This is a genomic window from Nocardioides sp. (assembly GCF_030150155.1).
Classification (GTDB): Bacteria; Actinomycetota; Actinomycetes; order Propionibacteriales; family Nocardioidaceae; genus Nocardioides.
In genome coordinates, this window is record NZ_JASLGR010000040.1 from 125,617 (window position 1) to 143,625 (window position 18,009).

Sequence of the window (18,009 nt, forward strand, 5' to 3'; positions counted from 1 at the left end):
TCGAACCGCACTTAAGAGAGAATCACTGTGACTGAGACTCCGATCAACCACGGCCGGATCGAGCCCGTCGAGCTGCAGACCTCGATGGAGCGCTCCTACATCGACTACGCGATGGCGGTCATCGTCGGGCGAGCCCTGCCCGACGTACGCGACGGCCTGAAGCCGGTGCACCGTCGCGTGCTCTATGCGATGTACGACGGCGGCTACCGCCCCGACCGCGCCTACAACAAGTGCGCTCGCGTCGTGGGTGACGTGATGGGTAACTACCACCCGCACGGCGACTCCGCGATCTACGACACCTTGGTGCGTCTGACGCAGCCGTGGGTGATGCGCAACCCGCTGATCAACGGCCAGGGCAACTTCGGTTCGCCGGGTAACGACCCCGCCGCCGCCATGCGTTACACCGAGTGCCGGATGGCGCCGCTGGCGATGGAGATGGTCCGGGACATCGACGAAGAGACCGTCGACATGACCCCGAACTACGACGGCAAGACGATGGAGCCGACCATCCTGCCGTCGCGGTTCCCGAACCTGCTGGTCAACGGGTCGGCCGGTATCGCGGTCGGCATGGCGACCAACATCCCGCCGCACAACCTGCGCGAGGTCGCCGACGGCGCGCACTGGGCGCTGCAGCACCCCGACGCCACCAAGGAAGAGCTCCAGGACGCCCTGATCGAGCGGATCAAGGGCCCGGACTTCCCCAACGGCGCCCTGATCGTGGGCCGTGCGGGCATCGAGCAGGCCTACCGCACCGGTCGTGGCTCGATCACCCAGCGCGCCGTGATCGAGATCGACGAGGACAACCGCGGTCGCACCTGCCTGGTGATCACCGAGCTGCCCTACATGGTCAACCCGGACAACCTGGCGCTCAAGATCGCCGAGCTGGCCGACTCCGGCCGGGTCCAGGGGATCGCCGACGTCCGTGACGACACCTCCTCGCGCACCGGTCAGCGCCTCGTCGTCGTGCTCAAGCGCGACGCTGTGGCCCGGGTCGTGCTGAACAACCTGCTCAAGCACACCGAGCTGCAGTCGAACTTCAGCGCCAACATGCTGGCCCTGGTCGACGGGGTGCCGCGGACGCTGAGCATCGACGCGTTCATCTCGCACTGGGTCACCCACCAGATCGACGTGATCCAGCGGCGTACGGCGTTCCGGCTGCGCAAGGCCGAGGAGCGGGCCCACATCCTGCGCGGTCTGGTCAAGGCCCTCGACATGCTCGACGAGGTGATCGCCCTCATCCGGCGCTCGCCGGAGGTCGACGACGCTCGTCAGGGCCTGATCGAGCTGCTCACGATCGACGAGATCCAGGCGAACGCGATCCTCGACATGCAGCTGCGTCGACTGGCCGCCCTGGAGCGCCAGAAGATCATCGATGCCCTCGCCGAGATCGAGCTCGAGATCGCCGACTACCAGGACATCCTGGCCCGCCCCGAGCGGCAGCGGCAGATCGTCGGTGACGAGCTCACCGAGATCGTCGACAAGTACGGCGACGAGCGTCGCTCGCAGTTCATCGCGGCCGACGGGGACCTCTCGATGGAGGACCTCATCCCCGACGAGGACCTGGTCGTCTCGATCACCCGTGGCGGCTACGCCAAGCGCACCCGCGCCGACCAGTACCGCCTGCAGAAGCGGGGCGGCAAGGGCGTGCGCGGCGCGACGCTGCGCGGTGACGACGTGGTGGAGCACTTCATCTCCACGACGAACCACCACTGGCTGCTCTTCTTCACCACCGCGGGCCGGGTTTACCGGACCAAGGCGTACAACCTGCCCGAGGCGGCCCGGGACGCCAAGGGCGGCCACGTCGCCGGCCTGCTCTCGTTCCAGCCCGACGAGTCGATCGCCCAGGTGCTGGCCATCCGTGACTACGAGCAGGCGCCGTACCTGGTGCTGGCGACCCGCTCCGGTCTGGTCAAGAAGACCCGTCTGGCCGAGTACAACTCGCCCCGCCAGGCCGGCGTCATCGCGATCAACTTCCGCGAGGAGGACGACGAGCTGATCGGCGCCGAGCTGGTCAACGCCGACGACGACATCCTGCTGGTCTCGCGCAAGGGGCAGTCGATCCGGTTCACCGCCGACGACACCCAGCTGCGTCCGATGGGCCGCGCCACCTCCGGTGTGTCGGGGATGAAGTTCCGCGAGGGCGACGCGCTGCTCTCGATGTCGATCATCCGGGCGGCCGACATCGCCACCGAGATGGCCGAGGGCACCGGCGAGCACGTCCAGTACGTCTTCACCATCACCGACGGCGGTTTCGCCAAGCGGACCAAGACCTCCGAGTACCGCCTCCAGTCGCGTGGCGGTCTGGGGATCAAGGCGATGCAGCTCTCCGACGAGAAGCGTGGCTCGCTGGTCGGCGCCTTCATCGTCCGCGACGGTGACGAGGTCCTCTCGATCACCGCCACCGGCCAGGTGGTGCGCTCGCCCATCGACGACAACTTCGCGCCCAAGGGCCGCTCGACGATGGGCGTGAAGTTCGTCTCGCCGAAGAAGAACGACACCGTGGCCGTCGTGACGCGCTCGGTCGAGATCGCTGACGACGAGGACGAGGCGGACGGTGCCGAGGGTGCGCCGCCGGTGAATGACGAGGCTGTGGAGTCACCGGCTACTGTCTCCGAGACTGGCGAGACGTCCGCGACGGACGCGGACATGACGGAGGACTGATGGCTGACGACGACACCGCGGTGCGGACCGGCCTGGCCCAGCAGCTGAAGGGCAGGCTCCAGGCGGCCGCTGAGGAGTTCAAGACGACGGCGGTCGGCGAGACCGGTCCGGTGAAGGCGAGCGGGAAGTCCCCGCGGCGCGCCCGGCTGGCGCTCTCCCGGATCGACCCGTGGTCGGTGATGAAGGCCGGGTTCCTGCTCTCGGCAGCGCTGGCGATCGTCACCGTGGTCGCCGTGTTCATCGTCTGGACGGTGCTCGGCGCCGCAGGCGTGTGGGACTCGATCAACACCTCGGTCCAGGACGTCGTCGGCGGCCAGGACGCCTCGACGTTCAACATCCGCGACTACCTCGGCACCGGTCGGGTGATGGGCTTCACCGTGCTGGTCTCGGTGATCAACATCGTCCTGATGACGGCCGTGGCCACCCTCGGCGCGTTCCTCTACAACATGGCTGCGGCCCTGGTCGGCGGGATCGATCTGACCCTGACCGAGGAGCGGTGACGCCCCGATTTCGTCGCCCGGCAGCCGTCGGGTAACGTTCTCTTCGGCCGAGGGGCTTCCACCCGAAGCCACCTGCGCTTATAGCTCAGACGGTTAGAGCACCACACTGATAATGTGGGGGTCGGAGGTTCAAGTCCTCCTAAGCGCACTCAACACCCCAGGCGGGAGACCATCATGAAGAAGATCATCCTGGTCCTGCTGGCCGCGGGCGCGGCAGTCTTCGCGAAGAAGCAGCTGGACAAGTCCAATGCCGAGCGGTCCCTGTGGGCCGAGGCGACCGACACCGTCCCGCCGGCCAACTGAGATACTTCCGCTGAGTCCGTTCGCGGACGAGGGGCCTTGGCGCAATTGGTAGCGCATCTGCTTTGCAAGCAGAGGGTTAGGGGTTCGAGTCCCCTAGGCTCCACCAGACACTGAGAACCGCAAGCCTTCGGGCTTGCGGTTCTTGTCATTTCAGGGCGGTCTCTGGTCCGGCGCACGCCCCTCCCTGTAGAGTGAGTATGAGAATCATTCTCAATAACTCTCGAGGGGGAGTCACGGTGCACCACGCCATCCATGCCGCCGACCGCACGGCCGTCGTCCTGATCTCCGGGTTCGACGACGGTGCGATGGGCGCCGCCGCCATCGCCGTACACCTGGGAGTGCCCGGAGCAGTGGCGGTGCGCCACACCATCGACCCCGAGCGCCAAGTGCTCACCCGGATCGTGAGTGACCTGTCCGGGGTGCTCGAGCGCGAGGAGATCAACCTGGCCCACGCCTGCGTCTCGTGTGCGATCCGCGAGGACATCGTGCCGACCCTGGAGCGCCTCGCGGCGGCAGGCCGGTGGAGCGCGATCGTGGCGTGCCTGCCGGTCGCGGCCGAGGCGACGCAGGTCTGCCGAGTGGTGGCGTTCGCACCGCAGCAGGCGCCGCACGTGCGGATCGCGGCTGTGGTCACGGCGCTCGACGGTGCGGGGGTGGTGCGGGACCTGCTGGGTGACGACCTGCTCGACGAGCGCGGCCTGGCGACGTCGCGCGAGGACCGCCGTGGGGTGGGGGAGGTGGGGTGCTCGATGGTGGAGTACGCCGACCTGGTCTGCCTCACCAGCGTCCCCGATCCCGCCGCGCGGGCCCTGCTGGCGGCCCTGGCGCGTCCCGGGGTCAGCGTGGTGACCGATCCGGCCGCGATCGACGTCGCCCCACTGCTCGTCGGAGCGCATCGCCCCGAGGAGGTGGAGTCCTGGGTCAGCGAGGTCCGACGCGAGCCGCTTCCGCCCGCGCCGGAGGGGGTCTGGCGGCTCGATCTGCGCTCGGACCGGCCGTTCCACCCGCTCCGGTTCGCCGACGAGCTGGTCACGCTCGGGTCGGGGCCCCGTCGCTCCCGTGGCTGCTTCTGGCTCCCGACCCGGCCGGACGCGGTCTGTGCCTGGGACGGCGCCGGGGGACAGATCGGGATCGGCGCGGGCCAGCTGTGGGGGCGGCGGCCGCCGTTGACCCGGATCACCGTCCTCGGCCTCGACGCGGATGCGGCGGCGCGGCCGGCGATCCGGGCGGCGTTCGAGGCCAGTCTGGTCACCGAGGCCGAGCTCGCTGCGCGGGGTCGGGTCTGGGTGGAGACCTGGGACGGCTTCGAGCCGTGGCTCGGCCCGATCCAGAGCGTCGCCTGATCCCTGCGGCGTTCTAGAGTGGATCGGTGGAGTCTGTCGTCGTAGCCCGGTTCGATCAGCTAGAGCCGGCGGTGGCGTACGGCGTGTGGCGGCTGCGCCAAGAGGTCTTCATGCTGGAACAGCAGTGCCTCTATCCCGATCTCGACGGACGGGATCTGGAGCCCGGGACCCTCCACGTGGTCGTCGCCGAGGGTGTCGCCGAGGGTTCGGAGGCCGATCCTCCCGCCGTGCGGGGCTATTGCCGGATCCTGGACGAGGACGGTCGGGAGTGGCGCATCGGACGCGTCGTGGCGGCGCCGCCGGCCCGGGGGAGCGGCCTGGCCCACCGGGTGGTGACGGCCGCGGTCGGTGCCTGTGACGAGCGCGGTCCCCGGCCGATCGTGCTCGACGCCCAGTCTCCGTTGGTGCCCTGGTACGCCCAGCACGGATTCGACGTCGACGGAGCAGAGTTCCTCGAGGACGGCATCGCACACACGCCGATGCGGCGGATCGTTCCGACGCCCTAGGGCCGCGTCGGGGAGAGATCGTCGAGCACGATCAGCGGGGTCTCGATCGAGCCCAGCACCCGGATCTCGAGGAACGCCTCCAGGGCCGTCGCCCCCGGCCGGTGCGGCCGGGGGCGGGGGAGTGGTCAGCGCAGGCCGATCACCTGGTTGTCGGTGCCGGCGACGACGGTGGTGCGGGTCTGCTTGCCGATCCGCTGGGCGATCTTCTGCCAGGCCTGCGGGCCGAGCGAGCCCGGCACCACGTGATGCAGTGCGAGCGTCTTCACGTCGATCTCGCGGACGAGCTGCTTGAGCTGCGCCTCGGTGGTGTGAGCCCCGAACATGTGGTTGCGGAACGCCTCCTTCTGAGCGTCGGAGACGCTCAGGGCCTCGATGCTGGCGTTGACCGAGTCGTAGTCGATGATCTCGTGCAGCAGCAGGTCGGCGCCGTCGGCCAGGGTGAGCAGGTTCGGGGTCAGGGTGGTGTCGCCCGAGATCACGATCGCCCCGTCGTCGGAGTCGAAGCGGAAGGCGTACGCCGGCACCATCTGGCCGTGGGCGACCAGGACGGCACTCACCCGGACCCGCTCGTCCTCGTAGACGGTGAACGGTGTCATCGCGGGGGCGGTGCCGTCGTACGCCGGTGTCACGCCGGCCGGCAGGGCGATGTCGTGGGCGCTGACTACCTGGTCGATCAGCGGCGACCCGGCGTCGTAGATCCGGTCGTTGATGTCGGTGGCGAAGGCGGCGAGCAGGTGCTGCACCGTCTCGACGGTGCCCGGTGTCGGGCTGGCGGGGTGGAACGGTCCGCTGACCGGGCGCGAGGGCGGGAAGGGGTGCGGGAGCTGTCCGCGCTCGCCCGGTCCGTGGATCTGGAACGGGGTGGCGGTGCCGAGCCCGCCGCCGATGAAGCCCTGGACCAGGAAGGTCGACAGGTCGGTGACGTGGTCGGAGTGCAGGTGGGTGATGAAGCCCGCGCGGTAGGCCGACAGGTCGTTGCGGCCGTCGACCGGGCCGACCGCTCCGGCGCCCCAGAGTCCGGCCGCCGAGCCGTGGCCGGCATCGACCAGGTAGCGCGCCCCGGCGACCTCGACGACGGTGCTGATCCCGCGCAGACCGGCCGCCTGGCGCCAGATCGGGCCCCCGGCGGTGCCGACCAGGATGGCGCGGGTGCGCGAGGAGACCTTGGTGCTGGAGGCTGCCGGTGCTGCTGCGGCGGGGGAGAGCAGGCCACCCATGCCCAGGCCGCCCGCGGCGAGGGCTGACAGGCCACCGATCCCGGCCCAGGCCAGCACGGAGCGCCGGGACGCTCCCGTCGCCTGATCGGCGACGCTCGTACCGCCGCGTCCTGCACTGTCGGCACTGCTGGTGCCGCCAGTGCCGTCGAGGTCCGCCAGCGCGTGGTCACGCGAGCACTCACACATCCGAGACTCCCATCCTGTAGTGATCGTTACAGGCAGGGACCGTATATGACCTACGTCACACTGGCAATGGGCCTGACGGCGGGCTGGACGAGGCGGGACCCGGCGAGGAGCGCCGGGGGGAGGCTAGGGCCGCGTCGGGGAGAGCTCGTCGAGCACGATCAGGGTCTTGGTGCCGATCAGCTTGCCGGTCTTGCGCATCCGATTGACCACCCGGGCGAGGTGGTCGACGTTGTCCACCCGCACGCGCAGCAGGCCGTCGGGGTCACCGGCGATGGTGAGCATCTGGACCACCTCGGGCATCGCCTTGAGGTCGTCCCAGACCTCCTGGGTCTCGATCGAGCCCAGCACCCGGATCTCGATGAACGCCTCCAGGGCGGTCCCGGTGGCGGCGTGGTTGATCACCGCGGTGTAGCCGGTGATCACGCCGTCGCGCTCCAGACGGTCGATCCGGCGCTTCACGGGCGCAGCCGAGAGGCCCACTCGATCGGCGATCTCGGCGATCGGGCGGCGGGCATTCGAACTGAGCAGATCCAGGATCTGGCGATCGATCGCGTCCACGAAGGAATCCTACAAATCCACGCACGAATCCTGTGGTCCGTCGCACCCTCGACGACACGTTCACGCGAGATAGAACAGTTTCATGCGCCGATATTTCTCGGCGCGTCCAGGTCGACAACAGTGTGATCCGAGACACATTCGGGAGGTGCGGCATGGGCGTGACCACGCAGAACCGCGCAGTGACGTCGTTGGAGGAGCGGTACACCGCGACCTCCGGTGACGTGATGATTTCGGGCATCCAGGCCCTCGTCCGCACGATGCTGGACCAGCGTCGTCTCGATGAGGCCCGGGGGCTGCGGACAGGGGTGTTCCTGTCGGGCTACCAGGGCTCGCCGCTGGGCACGATCGACCTCGAGGTCGGCCGCCACCAGCGCCTCATCGACGAGGCCGGGATCGTCTTCCGTCAGGGCCTCAATGAGGAGCTGGGGGCCACCGCCGTGGCCGGCACGCAGCTGCTTGGCGAGCTTGAGCACCGCACCGTGGACGGTGTCACCGGGATCTGGTTCGGCAAGAACCCGGGTCTGGACCGGGCCGCCGACGCGATCCGGCACGGCAACATCTCCGGCACCTCGCCGCTGGGCGGCGCCGTCGCCTGGATCGGGGACGACCCGTCGAGCAAGTCCTCGACGGTGCCGAGCTCGTGTGAGCCGATGTGTCGCTCGATGTACATGCCGATCCTGGCGCCCGGCTCGGTCGAGGAGATCCTCACCTTCGGGCTGCACGCGATCGCGATGTCGCGGCACGCCGGCCTGTGGACCGGCCTCAAGATCGTCGCCGACGTCGCTGACTCCTCGGCGATCGTCAACGTCGACGGCCTGGCCGAGGCGATCCCGGACCTGCACCGCGAACGCACCTTCACCCCGCCGGTGCTGCTGCCGCCGACGAACCTCGACGCCGAGTTCGACCTGATGACCTTGCGCCTGGCCCGCGCCAGCGAGTACGCCGAGGCGGCCGGCCTGAACCGGATCACGTTCGAGCCCACCCAGCCCCGCACCGCGATCGTCGCGGCCGGCCTCAACTACCAGTCGCTGCTCACCGCGCTCAAGGATCTGGGCGCCACCGAGGCGGACCTCGAGGAGCACGGCGTACGCCTGATTCAGCTCGGCATGCCGTGGCCGCTCGAGCCGACCGCCACCCGGCGCCTCTTCGCCGGGGTGGAGCGGGTGCTCGTGGTCGAGGACAAGCTCGGCTTCCTGGAGGGGCTGATCAAGGAGGTGCTGTTCGGCATCCCGAACCCGCCCGCCGTGATCGGCAAGCGCGACGAGTCCGGTGCGCCGCTGCTCAGCCCGCGCAGCGCCCTGCTCTCCGACGAGATCCTTGCCGTCCTCACCCGGGTGCTTCCCGGGATGGGCAGGCCCGAGCTGACGGTGCCGGCCCCGCGTCGTCGTCACCTCCAGCTGGCGGCCCTGCCGGCGCGGACGCCGGCGTTCTGCTCCGGCTGCCCGCACAGCGTCTCGACCCGGGCCGACTCCGACCAGCTCGTCGGTGTCGGGATCGGCTGCCACGTGATGGTGGTCCTGGAGAACGAGGGCAAGCGCGGCCAGCTCACCGGCATGACCCAGATGGGTGGTGAGGGCACGCAGTGGCTCGGCCTGGAGCCGTTCACCACCGACAAGCACTTCTTCCAGAACGTCGGAGACGGCACGTTCTACCACTCCGCCTCGCTGGCGATCCGCGCTGCGGTGGCGGCGAAGTCGACGATCACCTACAAGCTGCTGGTCAACGACGTCGTCGCGATGACCGGCGGTCAGCACCCCGCCGGCCAGATGGACATCCCCGAGCTGACCCGCTGGCTCACCCTGGAGGGCGTGCGCAAGATCGCGATCACGACCTCGAACCCGAAGCTGTGGAAGCGCACCCGGCTGGGCCGCCGCCTGGCCAAGAACGTCACGGTGCACGACCGCGTCGACTTCGCCGACGTGCAGCGCCAGCTGGCCGAGGAGGAGGGCGTCACCGTCCTGCTGCACCTCGACCGCTGTGCGACCGAGGAGCGCCGGCTGCGCAAGCGCGGCAAGGCCCCCGCACCGGCCGAGCGGATCTGGATCAACGAGCGGGTCTGCGAGGGCTGCGGCGACTGTGGCGATAAGTCGACATGTCTATCCGTGGTGCCGACAGCGACCGAGTTCGGACGCAAGACGAAGATCCACCAGTCCTCCTGCAACCAGGACATGTCCTGCCTCGCCGGGGACTGCCCGTCCTTCGTCAAGGTCACCCCGTCGGCCAAGCCGCGCACCCGCGCGGTGCCCGACGTCGAGCTCCCCGAGCCCCGTCGCCGGGTCGGCGACGACCTGCTCGTGCGGATGCCCGGCATCGGTGGCACCGGCGTCGTCACGGTCTCGGCGATCCTCCAGATGGCCGCCTTCCTCGAGGGCCGGTTCGCTGCCGGCGTCGAGCAGATCGGACTGGCCCAGAAGGGCGGTCCGGTGATCTCCGACGTCCGCTTCTCCACCGAGCCGATCACCGGTCAGATCCGGGCCGGCCGTGGCACCGTCGACGTCCTGCTCGCCTTCGACCCGCTCGGTGCCTCCACCGAGTCGATGCTCGACTCGATCCGCTCGACCGGCATCGCGGTGGTCAACACCGGCGAGGTCGCTACCTCCCAGATGGTGCAGGACACCTCGATCACGATGCCGCCGGTCGAGGACCTGCGCACCCGGATCGACGCCGCCACCACCGGCTCGGAGAACGCCTACGTCGACGCCGATGGCCTCGCCCAGACGCACTTCGCCGACCACCTGCCGGGCAACCTGATCCTGATCGGGGCTGCCTACCAGCACGGGGTGCTGCCGATCAGCGCCGACGCCATCACCGAGGCGATCCGGCTCAACGGTGCGGCCGTCGAGCAGAACCTCGCCGCCTTCCGGCTCGGCCGGATCGCGATCGCCGCCCCCGAGGCGCTGCTCGACCGCCCCGTGCTCGACGAGCGTCCCCGTCTGGAGCGCCTCACCTCCGAGGTCGAGGCGTGGCAGAACCGTGCCGCCGCCGACCGTTTCGCCGCCGACGTACGCCGGGTGGCGGACGCCGTCGGGCAGGACCCGGCCGGCGAGGAGCTGACCGCCGCGTACGCGGAGGGGCTGTTCAAGCTGACCACGTACAAGGACGAGTTCGAGGTGGCCCGCCTGCACCTCGACTCGGTCGAGGGTGCCAAGGTCGCCTCCGAGTTCGGCTCGGACGCGAAGGTCAAGATCCTGCTCTACCCGCCCGTCCTGCGGGCGATGGGGCTCAAGCACAAGATCGCCTTCGGCGGCTGGGTCACCCCGGTGCTGAAGCTGCTGTACGGCATGCGCTTCCTGCGCGGCAGCCGTCTCAACCCGTTCGGTGTCGGCAGCGTCCGCCGCACCGAGCAGGCGCTGGCCGCGGAGTACACCGCGACCTTCACCGATGCACTGCGTCGCCTCACCCCGGCGACCCAGTCGGTCCTGCTCGAACTCGCCTCCGCACCGGACCTCGTGCGCGGCTACGAGCAGGTCAAACTCGGCAACGTCGAGCGTTACCGCGCCCGCGTTGACGAGCTGCTCCACGACCTCGAGGCCCACCCCCTCTCGAAAGGAACCTCCGGTGAGCACCACCCTCGGTCTGGCGTCTCCCACAGCCACTGAGCTGCCCGACCCGACGCAATCAGAACAACTCGTCTTCTGCTCCGACCCCGAGCTCGGCCTGCAGGCCGTCATCGCCGTCGACGACACCACCCTGGGGCCGGGCCTCGGCGGCGTACGCTTCCGGCCGTATCCGACTCTGTGGGACGGTGCCCGCGAGGCACAGCGGCTGGCGCGGGCGATGACCGCCAAGAACGCGCTCGCAGGCCTGCCGTACGGCGGCGCGAAGTCGGTCATCCTCGACCTGGCACCGCGCGACCGCGACGGTCTAATGCGCCGCTTCGGTGAGTTCGTGGCCCGCCTCGGCGGCACCTACCTGCCGGGCGTCGACATGGGCACCACCGCGACCGACCTCGCCCTGATGGGCGCCGCCGGAGCCGACGCGACCTGCTCCACCGAGGACCCCTCGCCGTGGACCGCTCGCGGTGTCTTCGCCTCGATCAAGGCCAGTGCCGTGCACGGGCTCGGGGCCTCCGACCTCACCGGGGTCAGGGTGCTGGTCCAGGGCGTCGGCCACGTCGGTCACTCCCTGGCCACCCAGCTCGCCGCTGCCGGGGCGCTGGTCAGCGTCTCCGACGTCGACCTGGACCGGGCTCGCGTCGTCGCCGACGAGGTCGGTGGCGCCGTCGTGGCCCCCGACCAGGTGATCGGCGCCGACGTCGACATCTGGGCGCCGTGCGCGACCGCGAAGGTCGTCACCAGCGAGGTCGTGGACCGGCTCCGCTGCCGCCTCATCGCCGGTGCGGCCAACGACACCCTCAGTGAGGAGTCGGTCGCCGACGAGCTCCAGGCGGCCGGGATCCTCTACGTCCCCGACTTCGTCGCCAACGCCGGAGGCGTGATCCACATCCACGGCCTGCGGGTCGGCTGGGACCACGACCGGATCGGCCAGGCGGTCGACGCGATCGGTGACCGGGTCGAGTCGCTGCTCACCGAGGCCGAGGGGGCGCACACCACGGCGCTCGCCGCGGCCGACCTCCAGCGCGACCGGATCCTGGCCGCCGGCGGCGTACAGCTGCAGGCCAGCTGAGCCCGATCAACGGCCCGTGGTGGCCCGGACCTGCGGGAGGTTCGGGCCGCCACGTACCCTGAGAGGCATGGTTGTGCCGTGGTGGAGTCGACGCTTGTGGGGCGCCCACCTGATCGGATTGCTGCTCTTCGCCGCGGCCTGCGTGCTCGGCTACTGGCAGCTGAGTGTGTGGCACGAGCATCGTGCCTCGGCCCAGATCGACCTGACCCGGGAGAAGCCGGTCCCGCTCGACGACGTCTTCGGTCACGACGACCCGTTCCCGGCCAAGGGCGTGGGGCGACCCGTCACCGTCGCCGGGACCTGGCTGCCCGACAGCACCGTCTACGTCAGCGGGCGTGAGCACGACGGCGTCGAGGGCTACTGGATCGTGACCTCGGTCGCGGTCGGCCCGGCCGCCGACGCCAGCACCGCTCCGGCGATCCCGGTCGTGCGCGGCTGGCTGCCCAGCATCGACGCCGTTCCCGCCTCGCCCACGGGCGAGGTCTCCCTGACCGCATGGCTCCAGCCCGGCGAGGGCTCCCTGGTGGTCGACAACGACCCCACCGACAACGTCCTGCCGCAGATGCGGATCGCCGACCTCATCCAGCACGTCGACCAGGACCTGTACGGCGGCTACGCGATCGACCAGAAGCCGACCGCCGGACTCGAGGCCGCCGACCTCGCGCAGATGCCCAAGACCGACGCCGGCGAGGGCCTGCGCAACTTCCTGTACGCGTTCGAGTGGTGGTTCTTCGGGATCTTCGCGATCGTGATGTGGTGGAAGTACGTCCAGGAGCTGCGCCACCCCGAGCCTGAGGGTGACGACGGCGACGGAGACGACGGCGAGGCCGGCGGCGACGGTGCCGGTGGCGCAGGGGACCCTGCAGGGGATCGGGCTCAGGCCCCGGCGGTAGCCTCGAAGCCGTGACCAAGCTCTTCACCGCCTACCGGATCCTGGCCATCCTGGTCGGCATCTGCCTCCTCGTGGCCAGCGTCGACTGGCTCATCGTCCACCTCATCGATGACTCGTTCCCCGACATGTGGTGGCTGTGGATGCTGCACGGCTACGTCTACATGGCGTACCTGGTGGTGGCGGTGCTCTTCACCCGACGGGCTCGTTGGTCCCTGAACTTCGTCCTGCTGATCATCATCGCGGGCCTGATCCCGGTGCTGATGTTCTTCGTCGAGCACTTCGTGGCGGAGAAGTTCAAGCGGGAGAACCCGGCGCTGTTCACGGCAGACGCTGCCGGCGCGACCGCCTGAGCACCCTTCTCACCACGGAACGAATAGACTCCCCGCGTGACTTCAGCGATTCTGCACACCAATCGTGGTGACATCACCATCGAGCTGTTTCCGAACCAGGCTCCGGCCACGGTGGAGAACTTCGTCGGCCTGGCCAAGGGCGAGAAGGACTACAACACCGGCAACGGCAAGACCGGCCCGTTCTACGACGGTCTCGGCTTCCACCGTGTGATCGACAACTTCATGATCCAGGGTGGCTGCCCGCTCGGCACCGGCACCGGCGGTCCGGGCTACACGTTCAAGGACGAGTTCACCTCCGAGCTCACCTTCGACAAGCCCTACCTGCTCGCCATGGCCAACGCCGGCCCGGGCACGAACGGCTCGCAGTTCTTCATCACCACCGCCGCCACGCCGTGGCTCAACATGCGCCACACCATCTTCGGTGAGGTGACCGACGCTGCCTCGCAGGCCGTCGTCGACGCGATCGGCACCACGCCGACCGGCGCCGGTGACCGCCCGATCGAGCCCGTCGTGATCGACTCGGTCGAGATCCTCGACTGATCATCGTCTGATCAGCCCTCCCTGACGCGAGTGTCGACAGGACCTGTTCCTCCCGCCCCGACGTGCTACCGGCACCCGGGGCGGGAGGCGCACATCCGCTGCCAGCGCTGCAACCGCCCGATCTGCCCTGACTGCATGATCAGCGCGAGTGTCGGCTTCCAGTGCCCCGAGTGCTTCCACGAGGGCAAGAAGTCGGTGCGCGAGGCACGGACGTCGTACGGCGGCCTCATCCCGACCGGGCTGTCGGTCTCGATCATCCTGGTCGCGATCAACGTCGCGATCTGGCTGCTGATCCAGCTCACCGGCGGGGAGACCTCGCGGATCACCGAGTGGATCGGCCTGATGCCCAACGGCGAGTGCACGGTCCCCGGTGGGTACTACCCGGGGCTGACCGAGCAGGTCTGCGCCTCGGGGCCCGACACCACCTGGGTGCCCGGCGTCGCCGACGGCGCGGTCTGGCGGCTGGTGACCTCGATCTTCACCCAGGTGGGGTTCATCCACCTGTTCTTCAACGTCTTCAACATCTGGGTGCTGGGCCCGCAGCTCGAGGCTGCGTTCGGCCGCGCCCGGTTCCTCGCGATCTACCTGCTGGCCGGCCTGAGCGGCTCGATCGCGGTGTACTGGCTTGGACCAGTGGACGGCCTCACGATCGGTGCCTCCGGTGCCGTCTTCGGCCTCCTGGGCGCGCTGCTGGTGATGGCCGTGCGGACCCGTCAGCCTCCGCAGGGGATCCTGTTCTGGATCGGGCTGAGCCTGGTCTACAGCTTCGTCGTCACCGGGATCTCGTGGCAGGCCCACGTCGGCGGCCTGATCGGCGGGGCGCTGATCGCCGCGGCGTTCGTGTGGATCCCGCGCGGCCCCCGTCGACGTACCCTGCAGTGGGGTTCGGTCGGAGCGATGCTGGCCGTGCTGGTCGTGCTCGCGGTGGTCCGCACCCTCACTCTGACGGCGTGACCTTCGCGTAGTTGAGGTCGCGCAGACCCGTGTACGCCGGCGCCGTCAGGTCATAGGACGGCGTCATGTCCCAGCCGATGTCGATCGTGGGTTGCGCGGCCTGAGCCCGGTACATCGCGACGTAGGAGTCGTCGTCGAGTGCCGAGGTGAGCTCGTTGATCGAGCCGACCGCCTCGATCACGAACGGCTGCGGGTGCGGCACTCCCTGCAGCGTGATCGTGCTGCCGGTGCACTTGATGCCGGTGGTGGTGATGATCCGCTGGCCGGCGATCGTGATCGCCTTGGCCCCGCCGCGCCACAGCGCGTTGACCACTGCCTGGACGTCCTGCTGGTGGACCACCATCTGAGTGGCGGTGTCGCCGGTGGCCTGCTGGATCAGGGAGTCGGGGGCGTCGCTCATCGTGATGGTCAGGCCCTCGCCGGTGAGCTTGGTCAGCCCCGCCTCCTCGCGCACGCCGGCCGCCTCGCGGCGGTAGGTGCTGACGGAGCCGTCGGAGACCTGGGCGGTGAGGTCGTTGACCTGGGTGGTCATGGTGTGGACCTGGTCCTCGAGCCGCTGGTAGCGGTTGGCCTCGCTCGCGACGAGCTGGGAGAGGTTGTTGTAGCGCCCCGGGCGGAGGTCGGTGCCGTCGCTGTTGAGGGCGCTGACCACGAATAGTGCTCCGCAGGCGAGCACCACCAGGGGTGTGCCAAGACGCCACCGGCGCGAGGGCGTCCGGTGAACGGGGGTGGTCACATGGGTGGGCACATGGCCTAGGCTACGGCCCGTGTCCCGACTGAAGCGCTCCCGCGGCGATAACGCCGACGTCATCACCGGACTGGGTGGCCCGCAGCGCGGCCAGATCTTCTCCGTCCGGTTCCTGATCTCGCTCCTACTCATCGTGGTGGGGATCGCGTGGATCGCCTTCTACTACGCGGTCGTGCGACCGGGCAGTGACGGCAAGCCCGGAGGCCCGAGCTTCCTCCAGGACTGGGGTCACTGGAACTACCTGATCGGCTTCGTGGTCTTCTTCCTCGGCCTGTGGGTCGCCGCGCACCCGTCCACCCCGCTCGGCCGTGGCCGTGGTGTCGTGGTCGGCATGCTGGGCTGCTTCCTGCTCGGCCTGGCGTGGATCTGCGTCTTCTACATCTTCAGCAACGACCTCTCGCCGATCTGGGTGATGAACGACCTGGGGCAGAAGAACCTGCTGGTCGGCATCGGCTTCATGGCCACGGGCTTCGCCTACGCGACCCGCTGGGAGTGAGCCGTCTCCCCTGGTTATCCACAGACGAGAAGAACCCGTCACCCCGTGGGGTGGCGGGTTCTTCACATCCTGGGGATTTCCCTGTGGATAGAACTACAGGCGTGTAATTCCTCCACAGAGTCATCCCCATGCTGGGGATGAACGGGCTACTGGGAGCAGGGGATCTCGCCCGGCTGGAGCTCCACACCCGGCGTCGGGGTGATGCATCCGGCCGGTGGCGTGATCGTCGGCGTCGCCGTCGGCGACGGGGTGTACGTCGAGACGAAGATCAGCACGGTGTCGCCCTTCTTCGCGGTGACGCCCTTGCCCGCCCGGGGGAACTGGTCGGTGACGGTGCCGGCCGGCTTCGTCGAGGACGGGTCGGTCTTCACCTGCGGGACGAAGCCCTGGTCGCGGATCTTCTGCTCGGCATCGGCCTGCTGCATCCCGATCACGTTCGGGACCTTCTTCGGACCGTTGGAGATCTGAAGCGTGATCTCGGTGCCGGCGTTGACCATCTGGCCCGCCGCGGGCAGCGCCTGGATGACCGTGTCCTGGGGCTCGTCGCTGTCGACCTTCTCGGTCTTCACCGTCAGCCCCTTCGCCTCCAGTGCGGAGGTCGCCTCGGCCAGGGTCAGGCCGGTCACCGAGGGCACCTCCACCTGGGCCTTGCCCTGGGAGAGGACGATCGAGACCGAGCCGGTCGGGTCGACGTACGTGCCCTGGGTCGGGTCCTGGCTGATCACCGAGCCGGACGGCACGGTGTCGGAGTTCTCGTAGCCCGAGACGTTGACCCGCAGCGCGGCGTCGCCGATCGCGACCCGGGCCTGCTCCTCGGTGAGGCCGACGAGCTTCGGCACCTGGACCTGCTCGGGCGCACCCGGGAAGAGCTTGGGCCACAGCAGGATGCCGCCGACGATGAGCGCCACCAGGACCACGCCGATCCCGACGATCAGGCCGGTACGGCTGCGCGGCTCGTCGTACTCCTCCTCGTCACGGAACGGGATCGGGCTGCCCGCCACCGCCGTCGCGGCGACCGGAGCAGCGGCCACGGCCGTCGCGTCGGCGGCCACGGCCGGCGGCGTGGTGGTGATCGGCTGCCCGTCCAGGTAGCGCTCGATGTCGGCGCGCATCTCGGCGGCCGACTGGTAGCGGTCCTCGACCCGCTTGGCCAGCGACTTGAGCACGATCGCGTCCAGCGCCGCCGGGATCGCGGCGTCGTGGTCGCTCGGCGGCTGCGGGTTCTCCCGGACGTGCTGGTAGGCCACCGCCACCGGGGAGTCGCCGACGAACGGGGGACGACCGGTGAGGAGCTCGTAGAGCAGGCAGCCAGCGCTGTAGACGTCGGAGCGGGAGTCGACCTGCTCGCCGCGGGCCTGCTCGGGGGAGAGGTACTGCGCGGTGCCCACCACGGCGGCGGTCTGCGTCATCGTGGACTGGGCGTCGCTCATCGCCCGGGCGATGCCGAAGTCCATCACCTTGACGTCGCCGTTGCGGGTCACCATCACGTTGCCCGGCTTGATGTCGCGGTGCACGATGCCGGCCTGGTGGCTGTAGTCCAGCGCGCGCAGCACCCCGTCAATGATCTCCAGCGACCGCTCCGGCAGCAGCCGGTGCCCCTCCTGCAGCAGGTCCCGCACCGTGCGGCCGTCCACGTACTCCATCACGATGTACGGCACCGGAACGCCCGAGGTCATGTCCTCGCCGGTGTCGTAGACCGCCACGATGGACGGATGGTTGAGCGAGGCCGCGGACTGCGCCTCGCGGCGGAACCTCGCCTGGAAGATCTGGTCCCTGGCCAGGTCGGCGCGCAGCGTCTTGATCGCGACGATCCGGTCGAGCCGGATATCACGCGCCCGGTACACCTCGGCCATGCCGCCGCGGCCCACCACGCCGTCGAGCTCGTAGCGGCCGCCAAGTAGACGGGGCTGAGTCATATCTCGCACTGTGCCAAACCACCCTGCGTTTTTCTAGTTTCTCGACTACGGCGTCGGAGTAGTTGAGGACGACGGGGATGTCGTCGGCGTTGCCGACGAGGTGTCCGTCGGAGTCGGTGAACTGCTGGTCGAGTCAGACGGGCTCGCCGACGGTGAGGCCGTAGCGGACTTCGTCGGTTTAGGGGTCTTGCTCGGCTTGGGGTTGCCGGTCGG

The 18,009-nt window shown here is 69.4% G+C and carries 16 protein-coding genes, 2 tRNA genes and 1 pseudogene; 15 read left to right on the forward strand and 4 right to left on the reverse strand.

Going from position 1 to position 18,009, the window contains the following annotated elements; all coding sequences use genetic code 11:
• Positions 1-27: 27 nt before the first annotated feature.
• The 7 genes from gyrA to Q1V88_RS13210 all read left to right on the forward strand — a co-directional run bounded on the left by gyrA (position 28) and on the right by Q1V88_RS13210 (position 5,313).
• The gene (gene gyrA / locus Q1V88_RS13180; RefSeq protein WP_300681682.1) at positions 28-2,661 is read left to right on the forward strand and encodes a DNA gyrase subunit A; all 2,634 of its coding nucleotides are present in this window, start codon (positions 28-30) and stop codon (positions 2,659-2,661) included.
• Positions 2,661-3,161 carry a DUF3566 domain-containing protein gene (locus tag Q1V88_RS13185; protein ID WP_300681683.1) on the forward strand — a complete coding sequence of 167 codons (501 nt, stop codon included), beginning with the start codon at positions 2,661-2,663 and terminating at the stop codon, positions 3,159-3,161. Before gyrA ends, Q1V88_RS13185 begins: the two co-directional genes overlap by 1 nt.
• Positions 3,162-3,235: 74 nt before the next feature.
• Positions 3,236-3,309, forward strand: a tRNA-Ile gene (locus tag Q1V88_RS13190).
• 26 nt (positions 3,310-3,335) lie between these two features.
• Entirely contained in the window at positions 3,336-3,464 is a 129-nt protein-coding gene (locus Q1V88_RS13195) for a DLW-39 family protein (protein ID WP_300681684.1), read from the forward strand.
• 30 nt (positions 3,465-3,494) lie between these two features.
• Positions 3,495-3,570 (forward strand) — tRNA-Ala (locus tag Q1V88_RS13200).
• Between the two features lie 130 nt (positions 3,571-3,700).
• A complete protein-coding gene (locus Q1V88_RS13205) occupies positions 3,701-4,807 on the forward strand; it encodes a GTP-binding protein (RefSeq protein ID WP_300681686.1) in 1,107 nt (368 codons plus the stop codon).
• 26 nt (positions 4,808-4,833) lie between these two features.
• Positions 4,834-5,313 (forward strand): GNAT family N-acetyltransferase, encoded by a 480-nt coding sequence (locus tag Q1V88_RS13210; RefSeq protein WP_300681687.1) that lies wholly within the window; start codon positions 4,834-4,836, stop codon positions 5,311-5,313.
• 125 nt (positions 5,314-5,438) lie between these two features.
• On the opposite strand, the gene Q1V88_RS13215 is transcribed toward Q1V88_RS13210, so the two are convergent.
• Both Q1V88_RS13215 and Q1V88_RS13220 read right to left on the reverse strand, forming a co-directional pair.
• Complete coding sequence (locus tag Q1V88_RS13215; protein WP_300681688.1) at positions 5,439-6,716, reverse strand: MBL fold metallo-hydrolase; 1,278 nt, start codon at positions 6,714-6,716, stop codon at positions 5,439-5,441.
• A gap of 123 nt (positions 6,717-6,839) precedes the next feature.
• Positions 6,840-7,274, reverse strand: coding sequence for an Lrp/AsnC family transcriptional regulator (locus Q1V88_RS13220; RefSeq protein ID WP_300681689.1), 435 nt, complete (start codon positions 7,272-7,274; stop codon positions 6,840-6,842).
• 152 nt (positions 7,275-7,426) lie between these two features.
• Here Q1V88_RS13220 and Q1V88_RS13225 point away from each other — a divergent pair, with 152 nt between their 5' ends.
• The 7 genes and pseudogenes from Q1V88_RS13225 (at position 7,427) to Q1V88_RS13250 (ending at position 14,636) form a co-directional block, all read left to right on the forward strand.
• Positions 7,427-10,873: an indolepyruvate ferredoxin oxidoreductase family protein gene (locus tag Q1V88_RS13225; RefSeq protein ID WP_300681690.1), complete on the forward strand. Its 3,447-nt coding sequence runs from the start codon at positions 7,427-7,429 to the stop codon at positions 10,871-10,873.
• Positions 10,833-11,900 (forward strand): Glu/Leu/Phe/Val dehydrogenase dimerization domain-containing protein, encoded by a 1,068-nt coding sequence (locus Q1V88_RS13230; protein ID WP_300681691.1) that lies wholly within the window; start codon positions 10,833-10,835, stop codon positions 11,898-11,900. The genes Q1V88_RS13225 and Q1V88_RS13230 overlap by 41 nt, the downstream gene beginning before the upstream one ends.
• Positions 11,901-11,967: 67 nt before the next feature.
• On the forward strand, positions 11,968-12,807 hold the full coding sequence (locus tag Q1V88_RS13235) for an SURF1 family protein (protein WP_300681692.1): 840 nt from the start codon (positions 11,968-11,970) through the stop codon (positions 12,805-12,807).
• Positions 12,804-13,142: a DUF3817 domain-containing protein gene (locus Q1V88_RS13240; RefSeq protein WP_300681693.1), complete on the forward strand. Its 339-nt coding sequence runs from the start codon at positions 12,804-12,806 to the stop codon at positions 13,140-13,142. The genes Q1V88_RS13235 and Q1V88_RS13240 overlap by 4 nt, the downstream gene beginning before the upstream one ends.
• Positions 13,143-13,178: 36 nt before the next feature.
• Entirely contained in the window at positions 13,179-13,682 is a 504-nt protein-coding gene (locus Q1V88_RS13245; protein WP_300681694.1) for a peptidylprolyl isomerase, read from the forward strand.
• A gap of 30 nt (positions 13,683-13,712) precedes the next feature.
• Positions 13,713-13,814, forward strand: a pseudogene (locus Q1V88_RS19605) (B-box zinc finger protein); the annotation flags it as partial.
• A 3-nt stretch (positions 13,815-13,817) separates the two neighbouring features.
• Entirely contained in the window at positions 13,818-14,636 is an 819-nt protein-coding gene (locus Q1V88_RS13250) for a rhomboid family intramembrane serine protease (protein ID WP_300681696.1), read from the forward strand.
• Here the strand turns inward: Q1V88_RS13250 and Q1V88_RS13255 are convergent.
• A complete protein-coding gene (locus Q1V88_RS13255; protein WP_300681697.1) occupies positions 14,620-15,384 on the reverse strand; it encodes a DUF881 domain-containing protein in 765 nt (254 codons plus the stop codon). The genes Q1V88_RS13250 and Q1V88_RS13255 overlap by 17 nt on opposite strands.
• A 19-nt stretch (positions 15,385-15,403) precedes the next feature.
• On the opposite strand from Q1V88_RS13255, the gene Q1V88_RS13260 reads away from it, so the two are divergent.
• Positions 15,404-15,880, forward strand: a complete 477-nt coding sequence (locus tag Q1V88_RS13260; protein ID WP_300681699.1) for a cell division protein CrgA — start codon at positions 15,404-15,406, stop codon at positions 15,878-15,880.
• 146 nt (positions 15,881-16,026) lie between these two features.
• Here the strand turns inward: Q1V88_RS13260 and pknB are convergent, their stop codons facing one another.
• Positions 16,027-17,796: a Stk1 family PASTA domain-containing Ser/Thr kinase gene (gene pknB, locus Q1V88_RS13265; RefSeq protein WP_300681701.1), complete on the reverse strand. Its 1,770-nt coding sequence runs from the start codon at positions 17,794-17,796 to the stop codon at positions 16,027-16,029.
• Between the last annotated feature and the right edge of the window lie 213 nt (positions 17,797-18,009).